At 45.0% G+C, this 22,342-nt stretch carries 24 protein-coding genes and 1 tRNA gene; 21 read left to right on the forward strand and 4 right to left on the reverse strand.

The window, feature by feature from the left end; all coding sequences use genetic code 11:
• Positions 1–6 precede the first annotated feature (6 nt).
• Both EUBC25_RS08560 and EUBC25_RS08565 read left to right on the forward strand, forming a co-directional pair.
• Entirely contained in the window at positions 7–951 is a 945-nt protein-coding gene (locus tag EUBC25_RS08560) for an aminopeptidase (RefSeq protein ID WP_230105088.1), read from the forward strand.
• Between the two features lie 68 nt (positions 952–1,019).
• The gene (locus EUBC25_RS08565; RefSeq protein WP_230105089.1) at positions 1,020–1,679 is read left to right on the forward strand and encodes an aspartate/glutamate racemase family protein; all 660 of its coding nucleotides are present in this window, start codon (positions 1,020–1,022) and stop codon (positions 1,677–1,679) included.
• A gap of 27 nt (positions 1,680–1,706) precedes the next feature.
• Here EUBC25_RS08565 and EUBC25_RS08570 read toward each other — a convergent pair whose 3' ends face one another.
• Positions 1,707–2,456, reverse strand: a complete 750-nt coding sequence (locus EUBC25_RS08570) for a DUF554 domain-containing protein (protein WP_230105090.1) — start codon at positions 2,454–2,456, stop codon at positions 1,707–1,709.
• A gap of 142 nt (positions 2,457–2,598) precedes the next feature.
• Between EUBC25_RS08570 and EUBC25_RS08575 the strand changes: the two genes are divergently transcribed.
• The 9 genes from EUBC25_RS08575 to EUBC25_RS08615 all read left to right on the forward strand — a co-directional run bounded on the left by EUBC25_RS08575 (position 2,599) and on the right by EUBC25_RS08615 (position 9,883).
• A complete protein-coding gene (locus tag EUBC25_RS08575) occupies positions 2,599–3,123 on the forward strand; it encodes a nitroreductase family protein (RefSeq protein ID WP_230105091.1) in 525 nt (174 codons plus the stop codon).
• 31 nt (positions 3,124–3,154) lie between these two features.
• Complete coding sequence (locus EUBC25_RS08580) at positions 3,155–3,421, forward strand: DUF6092 family protein (RefSeq protein ID WP_230105092.1); 267 nt, start codon at positions 3,155–3,157, stop codon at positions 3,419–3,421.
• A gap of 107 nt (positions 3,422–3,528) precedes the next feature.
• Positions 3,529–3,963 carry a DUF3783 domain-containing protein gene (locus EUBC25_RS08585; RefSeq protein WP_230105093.1) on the forward strand — a complete coding sequence of 145 codons (435 nt, stop codon included), beginning with the start codon at positions 3,529–3,531 and terminating at the stop codon, positions 3,961–3,963.
• On the forward strand, positions 3,950–4,852 hold the full coding sequence (locus EUBC25_RS08590) for a leucine-rich repeat domain-containing protein (protein WP_230105094.1): 903 nt from the start codon (positions 3,950–3,952) through the stop codon (positions 4,850–4,852). The genes EUBC25_RS08585 and EUBC25_RS08590 overlap by 14 nt, the downstream gene beginning before the upstream one ends.
• A complete protein-coding gene (locus EUBC25_RS08595) occupies positions 4,849–6,192 on the forward strand; it encodes a vWA domain-containing protein (protein WP_230105095.1) in 1,344 nt (447 codons plus the stop codon). Before EUBC25_RS08590 ends, EUBC25_RS08595 begins: the two co-directional genes overlap by 4 nt.
• Positions 6,189–7,679 (forward strand): ATP-binding protein, encoded by a 1,491-nt coding sequence (locus EUBC25_RS08600; RefSeq protein ID WP_230105096.1) that lies wholly within the window; start codon positions 6,189–6,191, stop codon positions 7,677–7,679. Before EUBC25_RS08595 ends, EUBC25_RS08600 begins: the two co-directional genes overlap by 4 nt.
• A gap of 29 nt (positions 7,680–7,708) precedes the next feature.
• Complete coding sequence (locus EUBC25_RS08605; protein ID WP_331471547.1) at positions 7,709–8,065, forward strand: superoxide dismutase family protein; 357 nt, start codon at positions 7,709–7,711, stop codon at positions 8,063–8,065.
• 74 nt (positions 8,066–8,139) lie between these two features.
• Complete coding sequence (locus EUBC25_RS08610; protein WP_230105097.1) at positions 8,140–9,006, forward strand: N-acetylmuramoyl-L-alanine amidase; 867 nt, start codon at positions 8,140–8,142, stop codon at positions 9,004–9,006.
• Between the two features lie 178 nt (positions 9,007–9,184).
• Complete coding sequence (locus EUBC25_RS08615) at positions 9,185–9,883, forward strand: sigma-70 domain-containing protein (protein ID WP_230105098.1); 699 nt, start codon at positions 9,185–9,187, stop codon at positions 9,881–9,883.
• Between the two features lie 110 nt (positions 9,884–9,993).
• Here the strand turns inward: EUBC25_RS08615 and EUBC25_RS08620 are convergent, their stop codons facing one another.
• On the reverse strand, positions 9,994–10,818 hold the full coding sequence (locus EUBC25_RS08620) for a hypothetical protein (RefSeq protein WP_230105099.1): 825 nt from the start codon (positions 10,816–10,818) through the stop codon (positions 9,994–9,996).
• Between the two features lie 118 nt (positions 10,819–10,936).
• On the opposite strand from EUBC25_RS08620, the gene EUBC25_RS15010 reads away from it, so the two are divergent.
• Complete coding sequence (locus tag EUBC25_RS15010) at positions 10,937–11,155, forward strand: helix-turn-helix domain-containing protein (RefSeq protein WP_230105100.1); 219 nt, start codon at positions 10,937–10,939, stop codon at positions 11,153–11,155.
• A 98-nt stretch (positions 11,156–11,253) separates the two neighbouring features.
• Here the strand turns inward: EUBC25_RS15010 and EUBC25_RS08630 are convergent, their stop codons facing one another.
• The gene (locus EUBC25_RS08630; protein ID WP_230105101.1) at positions 11,254–12,531 is read right to left on the reverse strand and encodes an HlyC/CorC family transporter; all 1,278 of its coding nucleotides are present in this window, start codon (positions 12,529–12,531) and stop codon (positions 11,254–11,256) included.
• Positions 12,532–12,706: 175 nt separating this feature from the next.
• On the opposite strand from EUBC25_RS08630, the gene murB reads away from it, so the two are divergent.
• The 7 genes from murB (at position 12,707) to EUBC25_RS08665 (ending at position 18,823) form a co-directional block, all read left to right on the forward strand.
• Entirely contained in the window at positions 12,707–13,618 is a 912-nt protein-coding gene (gene murB / locus EUBC25_RS08635; RefSeq protein ID WP_230107580.1) for a UDP-N-acetylmuramate dehydrogenase, read from the forward strand.
• A gap of 2 nt (positions 13,619–13,620) precedes the next feature.
• Complete coding sequence (rapZ, locus tag EUBC25_RS08640) at positions 13,621–14,502, forward strand: RNase adapter RapZ (RefSeq protein ID WP_230105102.1); 882 nt, start codon at positions 13,621–13,623, stop codon at positions 14,500–14,502.
• An 8-nt stretch (positions 14,503–14,510) separates the two neighbouring features.
• Positions 14,511–15,422: a DNA-binding protein WhiA gene (gene whiA / locus EUBC25_RS08645; RefSeq protein WP_230105103.1), complete on the forward strand. Its 912-nt coding sequence runs from the start codon at positions 14,511–14,513 to the stop codon at positions 15,420–15,422.
• Positions 15,415–15,672: an HPr family phosphocarrier protein gene (locus EUBC25_RS08650; RefSeq protein WP_230105104.1), complete on the forward strand. Its 258-nt coding sequence runs from the start codon at positions 15,415–15,417 to the stop codon at positions 15,670–15,672. Before whiA ends, EUBC25_RS08650 begins: the two co-directional genes overlap by 8 nt.
• Before the next feature lie 67 nt (positions 15,673–15,739).
• Positions 15,740–16,675 carry a diacylglycerol/lipid kinase family protein gene (locus EUBC25_RS08655; protein WP_230105105.1) on the forward strand — a complete coding sequence of 312 codons (936 nt, stop codon included), beginning with the start codon at positions 15,740–15,742 and terminating at the stop codon, positions 16,673–16,675.
• A 107-nt stretch (positions 16,676–16,782) separates the two neighbouring features.
• Positions 16,783–16,854: transfer RNA gene (locus EUBC25_RS08660), tRNA-Glu, on the forward strand.
• A gap of 136 nt (positions 16,855–16,990) precedes the next feature.
• Complete coding sequence (locus EUBC25_RS08665) at positions 16,991–18,823, forward strand: acyltransferase family protein (RefSeq protein WP_230105106.1); 1,833 nt, start codon at positions 16,991–16,993, stop codon at positions 18,821–18,823.
• 74 nt (positions 18,824–18,897) lie between these two features.
• On the opposite strand, the gene EUBC25_RS08670 is transcribed toward EUBC25_RS08665, so the two are convergent.
• Positions 18,898–20,181 (reverse strand): aminotransferase class V-fold PLP-dependent enzyme, encoded by a 1,284-nt coding sequence (locus EUBC25_RS08670; RefSeq protein WP_230105107.1) that lies wholly within the window; start codon positions 20,179–20,181, stop codon positions 18,898–18,900.
• A 144-nt stretch (positions 20,182–20,325) separates the two neighbouring features.
• Here EUBC25_RS08670 and EUBC25_RS08675 point away from each other — a divergent pair, with 144 nt between their 5' ends.
• Positions 20,326–21,249, forward strand: coding sequence for a LysR family transcriptional regulator (locus tag EUBC25_RS08675; protein ID WP_230105108.1), 924 nt, complete (start codon positions 20,326–20,328; stop codon positions 21,247–21,249).
• A gap of 358 nt (positions 21,250–21,607) precedes the next feature.
• Positions 21,608–22,342, forward strand: coding sequence for a 5-oxoprolinase subunit B family protein (locus EUBC25_RS08680; protein ID WP_230105109.1), 735 nt, complete (start codon positions 21,608–21,610; stop codon positions 22,340–22,342).

Here is a 22,342-nt window from a genome sequence, read left to right on the forward strand (position 1 = left end):
CATACCATGAAAGACTTAGTAAAAATTGCAGAGCAGGTACTTGTTTCCTGTCTGGGAGTAAAAAAAGAAGAATCCGTACTTGTGATCACTGACGACACAAGAAAAGAGATCGGCGAGGCTCTCTATGAAGCATCCTGCCATCTTGGCTGTGAAGGAATGCTGCTTGTGATGAAGGAGAGAGAAGTAAGCGGACAGGAGCCGCCTAAAGCAGTGGCAGAAGCCATGAAAGCGGCGGATGTTGTCATTGCGCCTACTGCCAAATCTCTGACTCACACAAGTGCAAGGATCGAGGCTGCGGCAGCAGGAACCAGAGTTGCGACCATGCCGGGAATCACAAAAGAAATGTTCAGCAAAGGTGCTATGACGGCCGATTACGGCGAAGTGGAGAAACTGACGGCAAAGATCACCGATATGCTGACAAAGGCAGACAATGCAAGAATTGAAAAAGACGGAATGGTATTGAACATCAGTCTGAAAGGAAGAGACGGCGTGCCAAGTCCGGGAGTATATAAGGAAGCCGGGAAATGCGGCAATCTTCCTTCCGGAGAAGCGTACATTGCACCTCTGGAGGACGGATCCGACGGCGAGATGATCATAGACGGTTCCATGGTGGGAATCGGAAAGCTGGAAAGCCCGCTTCACATGAAGATCAGCGGCGGCAAGCTTCGCCAGGTGACAGGAGAAAAAAGTGAAAATCTGGACATCCTGCTGAAAAACGAAGTGAACGGTACTCTGTGTGAACTGGGTATCGGAACAAACGAAGCAGCGATTCTGAACGGCATTATTCTGGAAGATGAAAAAGTGTACGGAACCGTACACATTGCGTTTGGAACCAATACATCCTTCGGCGGGGTAAACAAGGCAGAATGCCACATGGACGGCATTATACTGAAGCCGACGCTCTATCTTGATGATACACTTGTTATCAAAGAGGGAGTGTTCCAGGTATAGAAAAAGGCGAACCCTGCAGCAATGGAAAAGCTGCGGGGTTTTTTATAAAAGTAAAAGGAGGAAGCAAAATGAGTCAGCATGAAAAGAAGTTTAAAGTAGGCCTGATCCGGGTTCTGACCTGTGAGGATCCGGAAGTATTATATTCCCATCAAAGACAGATCATGGAGAAGTTTCCCACTCTTGATGTGGAGACAAAATGTATTCCCGACCAGCCGGAGGGGATCCACAGCCCCCGGCTTTGCGAGATCGCGGTTCCGAAGATCGTGGAAACGGCGAAATCCTTTCAGGATGTGGATATGATCATTGTAAGCTGTGCAGATGATCCGGGTGTACGCCAGATAAGGGAGGCGCTTCCGGGGATGCCGGTAACCGGCGGCGGAGAGACAACAGTGGCCCTGGCCCTTCGGTACGGCTCGAAAATCGGAGTCCTTGGGATTACGGATTATGCTCCGGACGCTTATGCAAGACTGCTTGAGGGGAAAATGATCCTGGAAAAACCGGATGGTGTGGACAGCACTCTGGATCTGATGACTCCGGAAGGAAGAAAGCAGGTGATCGCTTCCGGAAAGAATCTGAAAGAGAAAGGGGCGGAAGTGATCGCCCTTGCATGTACAGGTCTTGCCACCATCGGCGTGGCAAAAGAACTGGAAGAGGCAACCGGTCTTCCGGTGATCGATCCGGTGCTGGCAGAAGGTCTGTTTGCTTACTATGAGAGCATCCGCAGATAAAAGAGAACGAAAAAGGGCGGCGAACCTTTAGGAAAAAAAGGAAGCCGCCGCCGGGAAAAAGTGTCCCAGAAACAGTGTGATGACCGGGAAGAAGAGAGCGGGGAGCATATTGCCCACCTTCAGGATCTTGCCGAAGGTCGTGTTGACGCCGATACAGAAAATGAGGGCGGATCCTACAAAAGAAAGCTGGGCGATGAGAGCATCGCTTGCAAAAGATCCGGCCACGGCTGCAATGGCAGTAATACTTCCCTGGTAGACAAAGATTGGGATAGCGGAACAGATCGTGCCCTTGCCGTAGATGGAGGCGTTGACAAGGACGATGACAAAGTCCAGGATCGCTTTTGCCGTGAGCATGGAAATGTCATGGTGAATGCCGTCCTCGATGGAGCCCACGATTGCCATGGCGCCGATGCAGATGATAAGGGATGTGTTTACGAAACCATCCACAAAGGAGGAGTCGCCGTGTGAATGGAAGAAATTCCGGAGCCACAGCCCGAAATGCTCGATCCTCCCTTCGATATCAAGCAGTTCTCCTGCCAGAGAACCAAGTGTCATGGAAAAAATAAGAAGCATGGTCCCACGGGTTCCTATGCTGCCGTTTTCGATCGTCAGCATGTAGGAGAGCGTGCCGGAAATACCGATAAACAAAATGGCAATGCCGCTTCCTTTCATGAGAATATCCTGTACATTTTCCCGCAGGCCCTTTTTGAAAAAAAGGCCCAGAAGTCCTCCGGCGATGACAGCCAGGGTGTTGATGATCGTTCCAAGTCCAAACATAGAAGTCCTCCTTTGTATATGAAGCGTACGCTTCCTGACATGGAAGCAGAACGCTTTGGTGTCATATCATATGCAACAGAAAATATTTTAACGAATCCGCTGAAAAAAGTAAATACTTTCGGCGGCAGATGAGGTGAAGAACATGGAGATATTAAAAGCAATTGAACAAAGACACAGCATCCGTTCTTTTCAGGAAAAGACAGTGCCAAAAGAGGTGCTCATCAAACTGGCGGACGCAGCCCAGAGAGCTCCTTCTGCCAGTAATCTGCAGGCATGGAAATTTCTTTTTGTCACAGAAGATGCGCTCAGGGAAAAGGTGGATTTTTTCAGTCCGGGACTTTCGGGGAAGCCGCCGGTTATTCTGGTAATCTGTTCCGATATGGAAAAGGCGCTGAAAAAAGGCGGAGAAAATTCTAAAATCTACGGCTGCATGATGGATGCTTCCATGGCAGCGGAAAATCTGATGCTGGCCGCCCTGGAGTATGGTCTTGGCACATGCGCCATTAAATCTTATAACGATACGGCCATAAGGAAGATCCTTAATATCCCGGAGGAATACCGGATCGAGGCGCTGATCTCCATCGGTTACCCGAAGGGTGAGCCAAGATGTCCGGCAAGGCCGAAAGCAGAAGACATCGCATTTTTTAATACATTTGAAAAGGAATAAAAACCAGAAAAAACGAAAAGGAGAGAAGAGAATGGACAGCAAAGAACTTGAGCTTTTGATCTATCTGATCACAAGTGCGCAGGGTCTTCCGGGAGAGCCGAGGATCTATGGATCCATCCGTCTTACAGAGGCGGCGTCCAAGCTGTGTCAGATCATCCTGGAAAAAGATCCGCAGAATGAGGGAGTGAGAAAACTGGCGGAGCGCATTGACAAGGATAAGGGAAAAGCCCTGTCCCGGGAAGAAGATTTCTTTGGGATGCTGGAGGAGGCTTCCAGTCTTCTGGTAGACTGTATGTAGCGCTGGTACAAATCTGAAATATCTGCTATACTGTTAGCGGCGGCTTATTGCTGCCGCTTTCCTGTCTGACAGGAAATGATTTTCTTTATTTCAGAAAGGAGATACGTATGGCAGTTAGAGGAAGTGTATTATTATATAATTTCAAAGATAAAGAGAGAACAGATAAAGTAAAATTTATTTTTGTCCTTATGGGAATTAAGATCAAGACTGTGGAGAAGGAGGACTATCTCCAGAAGATCGGCGCCCTTGCAGGAGTGGAGGGCATAGAGCGCACAGAGGAGATCTATGAAGGAGAAGGGTTTGACGAGGAAATGCTGGTGCTGAATCACCTGACAGATCCCCAGATGAACCGGATGCTCGCCTATCTGAAGAAAGAAGGGCTGCAGATCCCTTTGAAAGCGGCCCTGACCCCAACCAATGTGCATTGGAATACATTGGAGCTTCATAACGAGCTTGTAAGGGAGCATGAAGAAATGCAGAAGATGATCGCGGCAAAGAGAGCCGGCGGTAAAGAGGAAGAAAACAGAAATGATGGAAAATAGCGGAATCATTGACGGATTGGAATACGCAAGGAGAGAAGGAGGGATACTGCTGGAAAAGTGTCCTGCCTGCAGCGGATCGGTCATCATTCCGGAACAGATAGAAGGGGAGCCGGTCCGCTGGGCGGCTCCCTATGCGTTTTCAAGGACAAATGTTACGTCTGTTGCATTGCCCCGCTATATGGAGCAGATTGGAAATTATGTGTTTTACCGGTGCTTTCATTTGAAAAGCCTTTCTTTTTCCGACGCCTTGAATGATGTGGGGGCAGGAGCCTTCACAGGCAGCGCCATACGGAACATTGAGATACGGCTCTATAAGGGAGAGAAATCCGTACTGAAATTTATTGCCGATGAGATCAGGTACGCCCTTACAGTGACGATGCGCTACTGCCGGGAAGACGGATCGGAAGAAAGAGCAAAGCTGATCTTTCCGGAGCACTATGAAGAGGCTGTGGAAAATACTCCGGCAAGAATTGTAGAGACCCATTATCACGGTTCCGGAGGAGACTATCGGCAGTGCTTCTATGACAGGGAATTAAATTACAGCGAGTACGACAGGCTGTTTCCAAGGGCGGTGGCTGAAGAGACAGAGGAAACGGCGTCAGAGATGGCAGCCCTGCGCCTTCGATACCCTTATAAGCTCTCCCAGGCGGCAAAGGCGGAGTATGCAGAATACGTCAAAGAGCACCTGATGGCGGCAGCGTCAATCTATATTGACAGAGAGGAATCGGACATGCTGCGGTTTTTCGGAAAAGAAGGTTTCTGGAGCCGGGATGCGCTGGAGGGTGCGATCGAGAAAGCGGCGGAAAAAGAAAAGACGGAAATATTAAGTGTGCTGATGGAAGAAAGGCACCGGTATTTCCCAAAACAGAAAAAGGTATTTGAGTTATGACAGAGGAAAGAACAAATGCGGAGAAACTGAAAGGAATCGGAAGAGAAATTCTGGTTCTTGCAAGAAATGAGCTCTATCTTAAGATGAGGTTTCTTGACGTGGCTTTAAGCAGTTTCTATTTTGCGGCAGATCCGGCAGCCGATCCGGCAGGGACAGACGGATTTTCCATTTGTTATCATCCGGAGAATCTGAGCAAAATGTATCGTAAGGATGCGGTATTGGTGAACCGGCTTTATCTTCATATGGTACTCCACTGCCTGTTTCATCATTTAACCCGGAGAAACGGGCGGGATGAAGATCTGTGGAATCTCTCCTGCGATATTGTGGCGGAATCCATGATCGACAGTATGCAGCACCGGCCGGTCTTAAGATCCCGGTCTTTTCTGCGAAGAGAGACGTACCGGAAGCTGAAGCAAGAGATGAAAGTACTGACTCCGGAAAAGGTATACGGTTCCCTGGAAAACTGGAATCTGAGTGAAAGAAAGCTTGGAGAGCTGGCGGAAGAATTTTATACGGACAGTCATATTTACTGGCCCGATGACAATGAGGAAGAGCGCCGGCAGGAGATTGAGAACCAGTGGCAGAATAAGACAGAGGAGATGGAGACTGACATGGAGACATTTTCCAAGGAAGCTTCTTCTGCTTCCGGGAATCTGCTGGAACATGTCAAAGTAGAGAATAAAGAGCGGTTCAAGTACGGAGATTTCCTGAGGAAATTCGCGGTTTTAAGAGAGGAAATGGCAGTGGATGATGATTCCTTCGATTATTCCTTTTACAGTTATGGACTTAGGCTTTACGGCAACATGCCTCTGATCGAGCCGCAGGAATGGAAAGAGACGAAGAAAATCGAGGACTTCGTGATCGTGATCGATACCTCCATGTCCTGTTCAGGAGAACTTGTGCAAAAATTTCTGGAAGAGACTTATACGGTGTTAAGTGAGCAGAACAGCTTTTTCCGGAAAGTGAATATCCACATTATCCAGTGTGATGACACCGTGCAGTCGGATCAAAAGATCACGAAAGAAGAAGAGCTTAGGGCATACATGGACGATCTCGAACTGAAAGGAGAGGGCGGGACGGATTTCCGCCCGGCTTTTGCCCATGTGGAGAAGCTTCTGGAGCAGAAAGAATTTTCCCAGCTTCGGGGACTGATCTATTTTACAGACGGACAGGGAGTTTATCCGAAGAAAATGCCTCCTTACGAGACAGCCTTTGTCTTTATGAAAGAGGATTATGAGGATGTGAATGTGCCTGCATGGGCCATGAAACTGATCCTTAATGAGGAGGATGTCCGGAAAATGTCCGGAAAATCAGAGGAGAGAAAAGGAGATACAGCATGAATATAAAGCGAGCCAAAAAAGAAATTCAGGACTCCGTTACGGCTTATCTTAAGAAAGATTCCTACGGAGAATATATGATACCGTCTATCCGGCAGCGCCCCATCCTTCTGATGGGACCTCCGGGGATCGGCAAGACACAGATCATGGAGCAGGTGGCAAGGCACTGCGGCATTGCCCTTGTCTCCTACACCATTACCCATCATACAAGGCAAAGTGCAGTGGGGCTTCCCTTTATCAGAGAGAAAACTTACGGAGAGAAAACATATTCCGTCACGGAATATACCATGAGCGAGATCATTTCCTCCGTCTATGAGAAAATGGAAGAAACAGGATTAAAAGAGGGAATCCTCTTCATTGATGAGATCAACTGCGTCTCGGAGACACTGGCTCCTACTATGCTGCAGTTTCTGCAGTGCAAAACTTTCGGCAATCAGAAAGTGCCGGAAGGGTGGATTATCGTGGCAGCCGGAAATCCGCCGGAGTACAATAAATCCGTGCGGGAATTTGACGTGGTGACACTGGACAGGATCCGCCGGATCGATGTGGAAGAAAACTATGAGGTGTGGAGAGAATACGCCTATCGTGCCGGGATCCATCCTGTCATCCTCTCCTACCTGGAAATCCGGAAAGACTGCTTTTACCGGATGGAGACAACGGTGGACGGCAGGACCTTTGTAACAGCCCGCGGCTGGGAGGATCTCTCAGAGCTTTTAAAGGTGTACGAGGCGATTGGCAAAAAAGCGGACCGGGAAGTGGTGCATCAGTATTTGCAGCACTGGAAGATCGCCAAGGATTTTGCCAATTATCTGGAGCTTTTTCACAAATATAAAAAGGATTACGGACTGGAGAAAATCCTGGAAGGACACTATGGAAAAGATACCCTGGACAAGCTGAAATTTGCTTCCTTCGACGAGCGTTTAAGCGTCGTGGGGATGCTGATCGGGAAGCTTAGCGAATTGTTCCAGGCAAGCTACCTTGCAGACCAGTATGTAACCAGGCTGTTCGGATGGCTTAAGAAGTATAAGGTACAGGGAAATCTGGCTGATATCAAAGAAGAGGCGGAGAAAGAATATGAGAAGCTTCGCCGGGCAGGACAGCTGACAAAAGAGGCGGATCATATGCTCCGCAAAGTCGCGGACACACTGGAGCGGTATGTTGTGATCCTTAAGGAAAAACATCTGGAACAGGATGAGCAGAAAGACGAGGCCTTCGAGAGAGTCCGGGCAGAGTTTGCGAAGGAGGCTGATAAGCGGCAGCAGGCTGTGGATGCGGCCGGAGAAGCGCTGGATCACGCCTTTGACTTTATGGAGGATGCCTTCGGGGACAGTCAGGAAATGGTCTGCTTTGTGACCGAGCTGAATACCAATTACTACAGCATCCAGTATCTGAAAGAAAATGACTGTGATAAATATTTTAAATACAACAAAGGACTTCTGTTTGATGAAAGAAGAGAGAAGATCTTAGAAGAATTAGAGGAAATGTCATAGAAGAACATCCTTTTGGCGCCGGTGCTAATATTTCCGGCCTTACTCCGCACAATACAGGGCAAGGCCTCGGCTTTTACGGATTTCATATTCATGAAGGAAGCGCCTGTACCGGAACCACTTCGGATGAATTTGCCGATACAGACGGCCACTATCAGACCCGGGGTAAAATGCATCCGGAACATGAGGGGGATCTGCCTCCTCTTCTATCCGATAAGGGAACAGCGTGGATGATGGTCTATACCACCCGCTTTTTTCCGGAGGAAGTGGTGGGGAAGACAGTTGTGATTCATGATATGCCTGATGATTTCCGCACCCAGCCGTCGGGAAATTCAGGAGAGAAGATTGCCTGCGGACAGATCGTGGCAGAAGATCCTGATATACGATAAACATTTCCATGTAACAAAAAGCCTCCTGTCTGCATATGCTGGAGTAGAAAGACTGTGCAAATAGGAGGATTTTTATGGCATATTCAATCATGCTGGATGCAGGACACGGAGGACGGGATCCGGGAGCAGTGTACAACGGGCGTCAGGAAAAGGACGATACCCTGCGCCTGGCGCTTGCTGTAGGGGAAATTTTGCAGAACAGAGGTATTGATGTAGAATATACACGTACGACAGATGTCTATGAGACACCATATGAAAAAGCGATGGAAGCAAATCAGGCAGGAGTGGATCTCTTTATTTCCATTCACCGCAATTCTTTTCCAAGAGACAACGAGGTGTCCGGTGTGGAATCGCTGGTGTACGATCTGTCGGGACTGAAGTACCAGATTGCGGAGGCAATTAATGAGGAGCTGGCAACTATAGGGTTTGTGGATCTTGGCGTCAAGGCAAGACCGAATCTGGTCGTGCTGAAGAGGACAAAAATGCCGGCTGTTCTTGTGGAGGCCGGATTTATCAATTCTGACACCGATAACATGTTGTTTGATCAGAATTTTGATGACATTGCACTTGCCATTGCTGAGGGAATCCTCGATACCCTGCAGCGGAACGGACTTATTGAAGGAAGTGCAGATACGTCCGGAAGCGTAAATGGCAGTGGGAACAGCGGCATGACAGGGGGAAATACAGACAGTCAATATGAAAATAATGAATTTGAAAATGCAGTAGTCCACGATTATCGCGTGCAGGTAGGGGCTTTCCGCAACCGTACTTATGCAGAGAGACTTAGAGGGGAACTTCTGGAGCAGGATTTTCCGGCGTATATTGAGGATTCTGACGGCTATTTAAGAGTTCAGGTGGGCGGATATGACACATTGGAGGAAGCAGCCGACATGGAACGGCGGCTGAAACGGGCAGGTTATTCCACTGTGATTGTGTCCTGATCCCATATGGAGATCCTCCCGCTTCCGATAGTCTCTGTTTTCCGGTGCTGGTAATTTTTAAAAACTTTAGGTATAATAACCACATATAATAGCAGCCGCGTGGTTATTATACCTGGGTGCTTTGGCCTGCAAAGCCGAAGATATATCAGAATTTTACATAGGAACCGGAGGATCGAAAATGGCAGATAAATTAAAATTTCAGGAAAAATTAAGCGGAATTTTGCATCTGGCAGAAGAAAAGCAGATGCATCTTAATATAGAGGAAATCGAAAAATTCTTCGAGGAGGAAGCGCTTTCTGCCCAGCAGATAGAGCTGGTGTGCGACTACCTGCTTTCACAGAAAGTGGCTGTATCGGGATATGAAAAAAAGCCCGGAGTGATTCGGCAGGCGGAGGAAGAAAGAGAGGAGCTGACCCGGGAAGAACAGGAATACCTGGAAAGTTATCTTAGAGAAATACACGAGATGGTGCCGCGTACACCTGAGGAGAGCAGGCTGGCAGCCTACATGCCCCTTGTGACAGAGGAAGCGCTGAAGCTGCCAAGACAGGGAGTTTTCCTGGGAGATGTGATCCAGGAAGGAAATGTCAGTCTTGTCGGGGCGCTTTTGGCATATGCTCCGGGAGAAGAGAAGAAGGAAGAAATCCTCAAAGAGATAAGAGCTTCCATGCGCGCGCTTTTGGAATCCCAGCTGGAAATGAAAAGGCAGGACCGCAAGATGGTAGACCGGGTATCTGACCTGGAGGCGACAATTCGGGAAATGAGCGACGGACTGGGCCGTAAAGTGGACGTAGAGGAAGTGGCAGAGAAAATGGGCGTGTCAGAAGAGGAGATCGAAGATATCCTTAAGCTGGCGGGAGAAGAATGGAAAGAAGAATAAGAGAAAATGTGCGTTTAGAATGTAAAAAAACCAGGCGGACTGTGAGACGTTACTCCCTTCGTCTGGTTTTTTACATTCTACTATTTAGAAGCTGATTAAGGTCAAGGAAATTATTCGATAACTGTAATAACTGCAACTTCCCCTCCGTTTTCAAAAATATACAGATCTATATATTCTTCTTTATTTTTATTTTTACGCCAAAGAGAATAAGAGTTGTATTTTTCATTTTCACCGGCAAGATGGATGGAATCCTCAAGGCAATCCAGATTATTTTGTTTTAGATTTTTTGCAGCCGCGTTCCAATTTTGCCCTACGTAAGTTCCGTATATACTATAATTAGTTTCGAATCTGCCCAACCCTATATATATTAGATTTCCATCACCAAGTACCTCTAATTCGGTTCCCAAATCTCCTATTAAATCATATGAACCATCGTCATATGTTTCTTTGACTTCAAAATTTTCATATTTGCCGAAATCTGTCTGTTCACAAAAATCTTCCCAGTTATTCCCTAGGGCGTTAGATAATTCAATTTTGGGAGCTTCTGGTGGGATGTGTTTCGTATACATTTCTGCATCCCAATTAGAGTTATCAGATGTGATATATAAATTTTCTTTTTCTGTGATTTCCGCTTTTAGTTTATAAGCATATCCATCTATTGTGAAAATATATTCATCATCTATTTTCTCATAGGTGCCTCTTTTATCGTTCATTAGAAGAGTACCATCATCATAAATATTAAGAATCCATCTGTTGGATGGAGTACCTTCTCCCGTATATGTTCCTGCAATAGATGATTGATTTGTGTCATTTGGAGCTAAAACTTCAGTGGCAGAGGTTGAGTCAGGGCTTTTTTCTTGTGTAGTGCTACAGCTGCATATTAAAAATAGCATGGTTATTAATCCGATAATTGTATAGAGTATTTTCTTGTTCATGTATTTCCCCTTCTTAATTTAAAAAGTAGATTTATAAGATATTGATATTATAGTCTTTTTAACGACTATAGTCAAGAGAAAGACTATATACTATTCTATGATATAGAAGGAGAAAGATATGATAGTATATGGTCCATTTTGGAAAACATTAAAAGATTCAAATGAATCGACATACACTCTTATAAATGTACACCATATTTCGAGTTCTATAATAGATAAATTGAGAAAAAATAGGCCTTTGAATACAACAACAATAAATGATTTGTGCCGTATACTTAACTGTCACATAGAAGACATAGCGCAATATGTGCCAAGCGAGCAGGATCAGAAATTGTAGGATGGATTAAAAAGCGTTGCCTATTAATATAGAAGCAAAAAGGGGATTGCCATATCATGATATGACAGTCCCCTTTTTAAAATAAAGACACTTTGAACCTAATTTTCTTCAGAATCTGTTTCCGTCTTTTCCGGCAGATACATATGTACCAGTTCGATCCGGTTTTTATCAAGCTTCTCTACCACAAGGCGGATGCCTTCGTCTGTGGTGATCTCATCTCCTGCCTGGGGAAGACGGTCCAGATGTTCGATGATAAGACCGCCGAGAGAATCGTAATCATCCGATGAAAGATCCAGATCAAGCTCATCATTGAGATCTTCCAGGTTGAGAGATCCCTCTACAAGATATTCTCTCTCTCCGACCTGGCGGACAAGATCTTCTTCGTTTTCATCGTATTCATCCCGGATCTCACCAACAAGTTCTTCCAGAATATCTTCCAGTGTGATAAGACCGGCGGTCTCTCCGTATTCATCCAGGACAATGGCGATATTGAAGGAAGAATCTCTCATTTCTACCAGAAGTTCAGAAATATTTTTATACTCATAGGTAAAATAAGCTTCTCTTAAAATATCACGCACATGAAATTCCTTTTTGCTGTCAAATAGGAGCAGATCCTTCATGTTGATGGTTCCGATCACATGGTCAGTAGTCTCTTCATAAACCGGAAGCCGGGTAAATTTATCTTCCCGGAAAATTTCCAGAAGTTCTTCGTAAGTGCTTTCCACATCAGCGAATGTAACATGAACGCGGGGAACCATAACATCTTTCGCTTTAGCGTCATTGAAATCAAAAATATTGTAGATCAGTTCCTTTTCTTCGGATTCGATCACCCCGTCTTCATGGCTGACATCTACAATTGTACGCAGATCACTTTCTGTCATGGCTTTTTTTGTATTTTCCGGATTTATTCTCAAGATAAAAAGAATTACACGGGACAGACTGTTTATAATAAAGATGACAGGAGTCATCAGCTTTATAAAAATACGGATGATCGGCGCATAGATCATGGAAATGCCCTGGGCGTGGATGGCAGCGGTGGTCTTGGGAGTGATCTCTCCGAAAAGGAGGATCAAAAGAGTAATAAGACCGCTGGCAAAAGCAACGGCTGAGCCGCCGAAGTGATAGGCGATCGTTGTTGTCAGGGAAGCGGCAGCAGTGTTTACCACATTATTTCCGATCAATATAGCGCTTAATAACTTGCTGGAATCTTTTGTAACATCCAGAATAGCCTCTGCCCGCTTGTTTCCTTCATCGGCAAGGCTGCGGATACGAATTTTGTTGACTGTTGTAAGAGCCGTCTCTGCAGATGAAAAAAATGCAGAGAGCATCAGCAGAATAATCAAAATAATAATCTGTATGGCGTCGCTGGGGTCCATGAAGTTTTTTCACTCCTCTTTCATAATTTTATAAGATTTCAGGGCTCTGCCTGTAAACGTATAACACGAAATTACTATACCGTATTTTATGTAATTTTGCAAGTCCACGTTGAATTTGCGGGGGTTTTAGTGTATGATGGACAATGAAAAAAAAGGAAAGAAAGGCTATATTATCATGAATCAGGATTTTATTTCCCGACTTGAACATATATTGGAAACAGAGCAGATTCTTCAAAACGAACCCATGGATCGGCATACCACATTCCGCATCGGCGGTCCGGCTGACTTGTTTGTCGTTCCGTCTGACAAAGAGCAGGTCCGCAAGATTGTACAGATATGCCGGGAAGAGGGCATGCCATATTATATTATAGGAAATGGAAGTAACCTTCTCGTGTCTGACAAAGGATACAGAGGGGTTGTAATTCAGCTTTATACCCGGATGTCCGGAATTTACCCGGATGGGGATAAGATCTGCGCCCAGGCAGGTGCCTCTTTGGCAAAGATTGCGGCAGCAGCCCTCAAGGAGGGGCTGACCGGATTTGAATTTGCAGCAGGGATTCCGGGAACACTGGGAGGAGCCTGCATTATGAATGCAGGTGCATATGGCGGTGAGATGAAAGATGTGCTGGAAGAGATCACAGTCCTGACAAAAGAAGGAGAAATCAGCACAATTTCCCGGGAAAATTTGGATATGGGGTATCGTACCAGCGCGGCGGCCAAGAACGGCTGTACTGTTCTGGAAGCGGTTATAAAGCTTGAAAAAGGCGACAAAGAAGCAATACAAAAGAAAATGGAAGAGCTGAAAGAAAAAAGGATCAGCAAACAACCGCTGGAATATCCCAGCGCCGGAAGTACCTTTAAAAGACCGAAAGGATATTTTGCCGGTAAATTGATCCAGGACGCAGGACTTAGGGGCTGCCGGATCGGCGGAGCCATGGTCTCCGAGAAACACTGCGGATTTGTCATCAATGCAGGAGGAGCAACCGCAGCAGATGTGGACGCTCTGATCAGACATATTTCAGAAAAAGTAAAGGAACATGCAGGAGTTACATTGGAGCCTGAAGTGAAGAGGCTGGGAGAATTTTAAGTATGAGATTTATTATTGTGACAGGCATGTCGGGAGCGGGAAAAAGTACAGCTTTGAAGATTTTGGAAGATACAGGATACTATTGTGTAGACAATCTTCCGGTAGAGCTGGTGCCGAAGCTGGGCGAGCTGCTTTTGCTGCCTGGCTCGTCCATCAGCAGGATTGCTCTGGGGCTGGATATCCGAAGCGGACACAGTTTTGAAAAGCTGCAAAAATCGCTGGAGCAGCTGGATGAGATGAAGATCTCATATGAGATCCTTTTTCTGGAAGCTTCGGACGAGACTTTGATCAAACGCTACAAAGAGACAAGGCGCAGTCATCCGCTTGCGGGAAACGGCAGAGTAGATCAGGGCATTACAGAAGAGAGAAAAAGACTGGCGTTCTTAAAAAGAAAGGCAGATTATCTGATCGATACCAGCCGTCTTCTGACAAGAGAGCTGCGGGAAGAAATGCATAAAATTTTTATTGAAAACAAAGAATATAAAAATCTGTACATTACGATTCTTTCTTTCGGTTTCAAGTACGGTCTGCCAAGTGATGCGGATCTGGTGTTTGATGTGCGTTTCCTTCCCAATCCGTATTATATTGATGATCTTCGTGCTAAAAGCGGAAATGACCCGGAAGTGCGGGATTATGTGATGGACAATGAAAAGGCAGTGATCTTTCTCGATAAACTGACAGATATGGTAAGATTTCTTATTCCGAATTATGTGCAGGAGGGGAAGACACAGCTGGTCATTGCGGTGGGTTGTACAGGGGGGAAGCATCGATCTGTCACCCTTGCCAATGCGCTTTATCAAGTGCTTGCGGAAGAAGAAAGAGATTACGGTATAAAAATAGAGCACCGCGATATTGAAAAGGACGCGGTGACAAAAGCAAAGTAGGGATAGTTATGTCATTTTCTGGGAAAGTAAAGGAGGAATTATCCGGAATTTATCCTCGGGCAAGACATTGTCAGCTGGCTGAACTGGCGGCTTTGACGGGGATGAACGGATTGTGGGAGGAAGAAGAAGGCGGTAGTCTGCGGCTTATCCTCCATGCGGAAAATATAGCCGTCATAAGAAAATGCTTTACATTACTGGAAAAAACATTTAATATAAAAAATGAAATTGCCCTCCAGATATCTGTGAGAAGGAATTTATTAAAAGACAGCAGCAGTTATGTACTGCGGGCCGAAGGAGGCGCTCTGGCTGCCATCAGGCAGGCGGAGGTACAGGCAGTCTGCTGCAAGCGTGCTTTTATGAGAGGCGCATTTCTGGCGGCAGGGTCTATGAGTGATCCGGGAAAATCCTATCATTTTGAGATCGTCTGTGATCAGATGGAAAAAGCACAGTACCTGCAGCGCATTATGAACAGCTTTGAGCTGGATGCCCGGATTGTTTCAAGGAAAAAGCATTTTGTCATCTATCTGAAAGAGGGAGAGCGTATCGTAGATGCGCTGAATATCATGGAAGCCCATGTGGCTTTGATGGAACTTGAAAATGTAAGAATATTGAAAGATATGAGAAACGCAGTGAACCGTAAAGTAAACTGCGAGACAGCAAATATTCATAAAACAGTATCTGCAGCGGTTAAACAACTGGAAGATATTGCTTATATACGTGACACCGTGGGATTTGAGCAGCTTCCCTTAGGACTGAAAGACGTTGCCCTTACACGTCTTGCATACCCGGAAGCAACATTAAAGGAGCTGGGAGATCTTCTGGAGACTCCGGTAGGGAAGTCGGGAGTGAATCACCGGCTTAGGAAATTAAGTGAAATGGCAGATAAGTTAAGGGGAATCAAGGAGGTACATTATGATTAAGAAACCGGTAACAATCAAACATCAAAATGGTCTGGATGTGAGACCAATTGCTCTGCTTGTTCAGGAAGCCAGCCAGTATTCCAGTCGGATATACATAGAGGTGAACAACAGGAAGATCAATGCAAAGAGTATTATGGGTATGATGAGCCTTAACCTGGGTGAGGGAGAGGAAGTTACAGTTGCTGCTGAAGGAGAAGATGAACTGGATGCAGTGGATGGCGTAGAGAAATTTCTTTCAAACCAGAAATAAAAGAATCAGAATAAAGAGTTCCGCTTTCGGGGCTCTTTGTTTATGTCTTAGACAGGAGGGAATGGATATGAAGAAGCTTCTTTTTGTTTATAATCCTCATGCAGGGAAAGGACTTTTAAAACCTAAGGTATCGGATATTATAGATATTTTTGTAAAGGCAGGATATGATGTGACAGCATATCCCACACAGTCTTACCAGGATGCTTACCGAAAAGTTACAGAATATACAGATCCGTATGATCTCGTGGTATGCAGCGGAGGGGATGGTACCATTGATGAGGTGGTGACGGGAATGATGGGAAGAGAGAAAAAAATTCCGATCGGCTACATCCCCACAGGAACTACAAATGATTTTGCCAATAGTTTGAAAATCCCCAGAGATATTCTGCGGGCGGCGGACAATGCGGTTAATGGAGCACAGTTCCCCTGCGACATCGGGCAGTTTAATGAAGATATTTTTGTGTATATTGCCGCTTTCGGACTCTTTACTGATGTATCTTATCAGACAAACCAGACGGCGAAAAACCTGCTGGGTCATCTTGCCTATGTTCTGGAAGGGACAAAGCGTATTTTTAATATCCCATCCTACCGGATCAAAGTTACCCATGACGGCGAAACGATAGAAGATGAGTTTATTTTCGGAATGGTAACGAACTCCAGATCTGTAGGCGGGTTCCGCAACATGGTAGGAAAGAATGTTGCGTTCGATGACGGAGTATTTGAGGTGACTCTTATAAAAATGCCGAAAAACCCCATAGAGCTTCAGGAGATCATCACAGCTCTCCTGCTGGAACAGACCGACAGCAAGCACATGTATTCTTTTAAGAGCGGGCATCTTACCTTTGAATCGCTGGAGGAGATTCCGTGGACGCTGGATGGAGAATTTGGGGGAGATCATGATTTTGTGGAAATATATAACCTGAAGCAGGCGCTGAATATCATGGTTCCCAAAAAGCATGTAGAGGAGCTGTCCGTGTCAGGCAAGAAAGAAAAAAATAAGTAGAATTTTGGAATATTTTTTAAGAAACTACTTGCAAAAGGACAGGCCATATGATATTATATTATTCGGTCACGTGATGGACTGCAAACGCAGAAGTCACGGCTGAATATGGCTCCGTGGTCAAGAGGTCAAGACGCTAGCCTCTCACGCTGGAATCAGGGGTTCGATTCCCCTCGGAGTCACTTGGAAAGCCTTGGAAACAAGGCTTTTTTTGTGCTTAAAGAAGTGGTATGTAACGAGACGGCAGAAGCATTGTACTTGAAGCCGAAGATATAGTATAATATGATGGAATCAAAGAAAAATGAGAGGAATATACAAATGAAAGCAGGACAAACCGGTTCGGAAAAACGGGAAGGATATATATATGGCATAGACGGACTGCGTGCAGTAGCGGTACTGATGGTTTTCGCCTATCATTTGCGATTGCCATTTGCGAAAGGCGGTTTGCTGGGGGTTACGGTATTTTTTGTTATATCCGGATTTCTGATTACAAGAATTTTGATCACGGAACTGGAAAATACGCATACGATAAATTTAAAAAATTTCTGGCTCAGGCGCATGAGAAGACTGCTGCCGGCTGTTCTGACGATGCTGCCTGTATTGATCTTTGTCACTGCCATATTCAATAGGGTATTGTTCACAAAAGCCTGCTCTGACCTGCTTTCTGTACTTTTGGGATATAATAACTGGTGGCAGATCTTCAACAATGTTTCTTATTTTGAAAATGCGGGAGCTCCTTCCCCGCTGACGCATTGCTGGTCATTGGCGATTGAAGCGCAGTTTTACCTGGTGTATCCGCTGCTTCTCATATTTTTATCTAAATTGCGGAACAAAAAGAAAAAAATGATGATTGTGACCATTTTGCTGGCTTTTGTATCTGTGATTCTGATGGGAGTTTTATTTGACCCGGCCAAGGATCCAAGCAGAGCATATTATGGAACAGATACCAGAGTATTTTCTCTTTTGTTTGGATCCTTCTTAGCTTTTGTCACACAGGATGGAAGGTTGGAAAGGAAAGTTGCAGGACTCATCAGGGAAAGCGTTGGCGTGCTGTCTTTCGCAGGGCTTTTGTGTATGATGGCAGCTATTGACGGATACAGCAGCTTTTTGTATAGAGGAGGACAGGCGCTTGCTTCCCTGTTAGCTCTCTTTGTTATCTTGGCAGTACTGAACAAAAGAAGCGTTTTAGGGAGAGTTTTAAGCATTTTGCCGCTGAAATGGATCGGAGAGCGTTCTTATGGTATTTATTTGTGGCATTATCCTATTATACTTTTGCTTAGCGGAGGTAAAAAAGCAAGCTGGTGGATTGGCCTGATTGCGATTCTCCTGACTTTTCTTGCGGCTGGATTTTCTTACCGTTTTATAGAAACGCCAATTCGTCATGGAGTGATCAGGAAAAATCTTGATATTATCAGAAGAGAGCCAAGAACAAGGAGAGAGCGTAAAAGACAGATTCGTTTTTTGAGAAGAGGCCTGAAAATTACAGCATTTGTCCTGATTGTTGGAGTCAGTTCCATACTATGTGTAGCTCTGGTGCCCCGCAAGAGTGTGCTGAGTAACAAAGAAGAGTTGGAGGCGCAGGCTGATCAGGCGAAAGCAAAGCAGACAGATAGTGAAGGAGAAGAAAGTAAGTCAAGAAAAGAGATGACAGACGAGGAACTTCTTGCGGATCTTGATTTGCTGCTTATGGGAGATTCCATAGCCCTGGGAGCATCCGATGAATTTTATGCAGCTTTTCCAAACAGTATTTGTGATGCGGCAGTCAGCAGATATACAACAGAAAGCTTTGATCTGTATGATTCTTATGTAAATGAAAAAGGATGGGCTGGGGACGGAGTGATTTTTGCGCTTGGAAGTAATGGACTTCTCTATGATTCACTAGGTACAATGCGCGAAAAGCTGGGACCGGACATGCCGTTTTTTGTATTCACTGCCAGAGCGCCTTATACGACCTGGGAGACATCAAATAATGAAGAGATTTATGAATTTACAGACTCCACAGACAATACTTATCTCATTGACTGGTATGGTGTAAGTGAAGGACATGCAGAGTACTTCGACGCGGATGAGACTCATCTGACAGAAGAAGGAGCAAAAGCGTATGTAGAATGCATAAAGGAAGAGGTGCTGAAAGTTTATAAAGAAGAATGAAAAACCCCGGATCGTTTGGCGGTCCGGGGTTTTTCTGAATGTATATATGGGAAATGAGTAAAAAGAGAGCGGTTTTAAACAGATTCTGCAATTTCTTTTGTTATTTTGAGGAACTTATCCACATCTTCCTTGCCGTGGCAGTGGAGAGGTGATACACGGATTGCTCCAGGGATTCCCAATGTCTCTACGATTCTCTTAGAATACATGCTGCTGCGTACACGCTCAAATACTGTGACGCCGCGTTTCATATATTCAATGACACATTCCGGATAATCAAGACCCTTGATGCCCATGGCAATGATCAGGTCCTTCCATGTCAGATCTTCCATATCTACATACACTTCCACATTCGGGATATGGCGAAGTCCCGGAACTTCCTTGGTTCCTTCCAGCATCCGGTACAAAATTGCCCGCTCCTGCATGTGAATGCGGTTCATACCTTCAACGAAAAGAGTACGCTTGTCTGTACTGTGAATAAAATGTTCACCGATAGAGCATACATAATTGATAACTTCCATAATAGCGGCAAAGTTACCGGGAGTCGGCGTTCCAAGTGCCCATACATCTGCGTCTTTGTGAGTCAGTTTGTGGTGCATCATAGTAGCTACACGGTCAGATACATAGGCAAATCCGCATCCTCTTACACCGAAGAATTTATAAGGGGCGATATTGGCGGCGTCTACGCCCCAGTCCTCCACATCGATCACAGCGTGAGGAGCGTGCTGAACTGTGTCAGTGATCACATAAATTTCGGGATTGATCTCTTTTACCCGACGGACAATCTCTTTAATATCCATGATGTTTCCGGAAATGTTGGAAGCAGCCATAATGCTTACCAGACAGGTGTCCTTGTCAACATGTTTCAGAACTTCCTCAACATCAATTCCTCCGGTTGTCTGGTTTGCAGGAACTTCGCGGAACTCTCGTCCTGTTCTTGCACATGCATATTCCACGGCGTCGTGTGCGGAAGGATGTTCCAAACAGGATGTCACTGCGTTTGTTCCCCATTTTACATTTTCAAGAATAACGTCTACGACCTGGAACATTGTCTGGGAAGCGGAAAGTTCTGTTACCAGTGCGCCGGTTTTTGCACCAAATATTACTTCCAGAATTTCTTTTGTTCCTTCGGAAACATAATGAGCCAGCTTAAGCCCCCTTGCATAATTTCTTTCCGGACAATCCGGGAACTGTTCTGCTGCTGTTTTTGCTTCTACTGCTTTGCGAAGCCTTAATGAGCCGCCGGAGTTCTCGAAGAAAAGCCGGGGGCCATATAAGGGATCCTCGTCCGCATAGCAAAATTGGTTTTTTAAATGTTTCTGATACTCATCAGGAAACCAGATTCCGTGTTCTGTGTTCATGATTTCTCCTCCTTTTTTAACAGGAATTTTAATCGTTTATTGTTGCCTTCATCATAGCATGGGGGAAAGAAATTGTGAAATGAAGAATTTCATTGTATAATATTAATAAATTCTATATTTTGAGAAGACGATACAGGAGGCAATATGAACATATCCGAGATAGAAACCTTTTTGATGATCGTAAAAACAAGAAATATCAGTAAGACTGCGGAAAATCTTTTTTTATCTCAGCCTACAGTAAGCCACAGGCTGAAATCTCTGGAGGATGAACTGGATGTAAAACTCATTACAAGGAAAAAGGGGTATAAACAGATTGAGCTTACTGCGCAGGGAGAAGAGTTTATCCCCATAGCTGAGCGATGGGTATCGATCTGGAGAGAGATGCAGCTTTTGAAACACAGACAGGACAGGCTCTATTTGACTGTAGGATGTACAGACACGATGAATGCAGTCCTTATGGATCTTTACCACAAAATATTGACAGAAAAGAATCCGGCTATGAATCTCCATATGGAAACGCATTATTCTTACGAGCTGTATGGGCTTCTGGAAAATCATGAGATTGATATCGGGTTTGTTTATCATCATCTGCATTTTCGCAATATTATAGCAGAACCGGTGCTAAGAGAGAAGATGTATATTGTACAGCCGGAGAATGCCAGAATCAGAAAACCGTCTATCCATACAGACGAACTGGACCCTTCGGATGAGGTATTTGTAAGTTGGGATGGAAATTTTCGGATATGGCATGACCAGAGGATCGGTCAGGGGAAACTTCCTAAGGTATGGGTAGACAGTTTCGGGCTTCTTGATCATATGCTGGAGGAAGACGGAGTGTGGGCGATTGTACCGGCGTCGGTAGTGGATCGGATCTCGCAGTTGAAACCTATTTATATCAGCCGGATCGCCAATGAGGTACAGCCGCCGGAGCGTACGATTTATAAGATCAAACACAGATATCCCAATGAGGCTACTCTGAAAGCGGTACAGATTTTTGAAGAAAAGATGGAGCGCTATCTTCTGGACAGGAATTGGGGATCTTTTGAGAAAAAACAGGAATCAGATTAAATATAAAAAGAGTAAATATATGATACTAAAATAATTCATAAATCTGTTTTGGCAGACACGCGTCTTTTTCCCGCGTGTCTGTTTTTTTGAAAAAAGATACTATTTAAGAGATTTACAGATAATATAAGAGTTTTGAATGTAAAACAGAGAGAAAAACAGAAAATAGCAACAAATAAAAATGACTTCTTGAAAAATGGAGGAAAAATAGAAAATGTTAATAATTCATAGACAAATAATCTATTTTTTATTAGAAAATCCCTATGCTATACTAGCTGTAATTAATAAAGAAACGTGAAAATTAAGTGTGACAAATAGACAAAACGCACAAAAATCAAAGTGAGAGAAAGGAGTGAAGGTCATGGAGGCAAAATTTCTGACGGGCGGCGATGAGTCTTTATATGTACAGCTTGGGGACGAAATCAGCCTGGAAGTCAACGGAAGAGTAAAAAGCCTCATGCAGAAACTGGAGGCGGATCCGGTGGACGGTATTGCGGAGATGGTTCCTACCTATGCCACACTGATGATCCATTATAAGCCGGAAAAGATTCTTTACGGACAGTTGGTGGAAGAAGTGAAAAAGAGGCTGGATGCAGGCGGGGAAGAAAAAGAAGAAGTTTCACAGATCGTAAAGGTTCTTCCTATTTGTTATGACAAGGAGTTTGCGTGGGATTTGGAAGAGTGTGCATCATTTGAGAAGGTATCGGTAGAGGAATTTATCCGGATGCATTCAGAACATGAATATTATGCGTATATGCTGGGAGTTGCGCCGGGACATGCGTATATGGCGAGATTTGAGGAACCGTTCCATTTCAAGAGAAGAACGGAGCCGAGAGTACATATTAACGGGCGCTCCATTGTGGCGGCGGAGAATCAGTCAAACCTGATTCCATTCGATCAGCCATGCGGCTGGAATATCGTGGCAGGCACACCCTGCAATATCTGTGACTATTCCAAAGAGGAGCCTTTCCTTGTCAATGCAGGAGACTGGGTAAAATATCAGCCTGTCAGCAGGAAGGAATATGACCAGATCCGTTCTGATGTAGAGCGGGGAACTTATAAACTGGAGACATATGTAAAAAAGGTGGTGAAATAG

This window comes from Claveliimonas bilis, assembly GCF_020892095.1.
GTDB classification, from domain to species: Bacteria; Bacillota; Clostridia; order Lachnospirales; family Lachnospiraceae; genus Claveliimonas; species Claveliimonas bilis.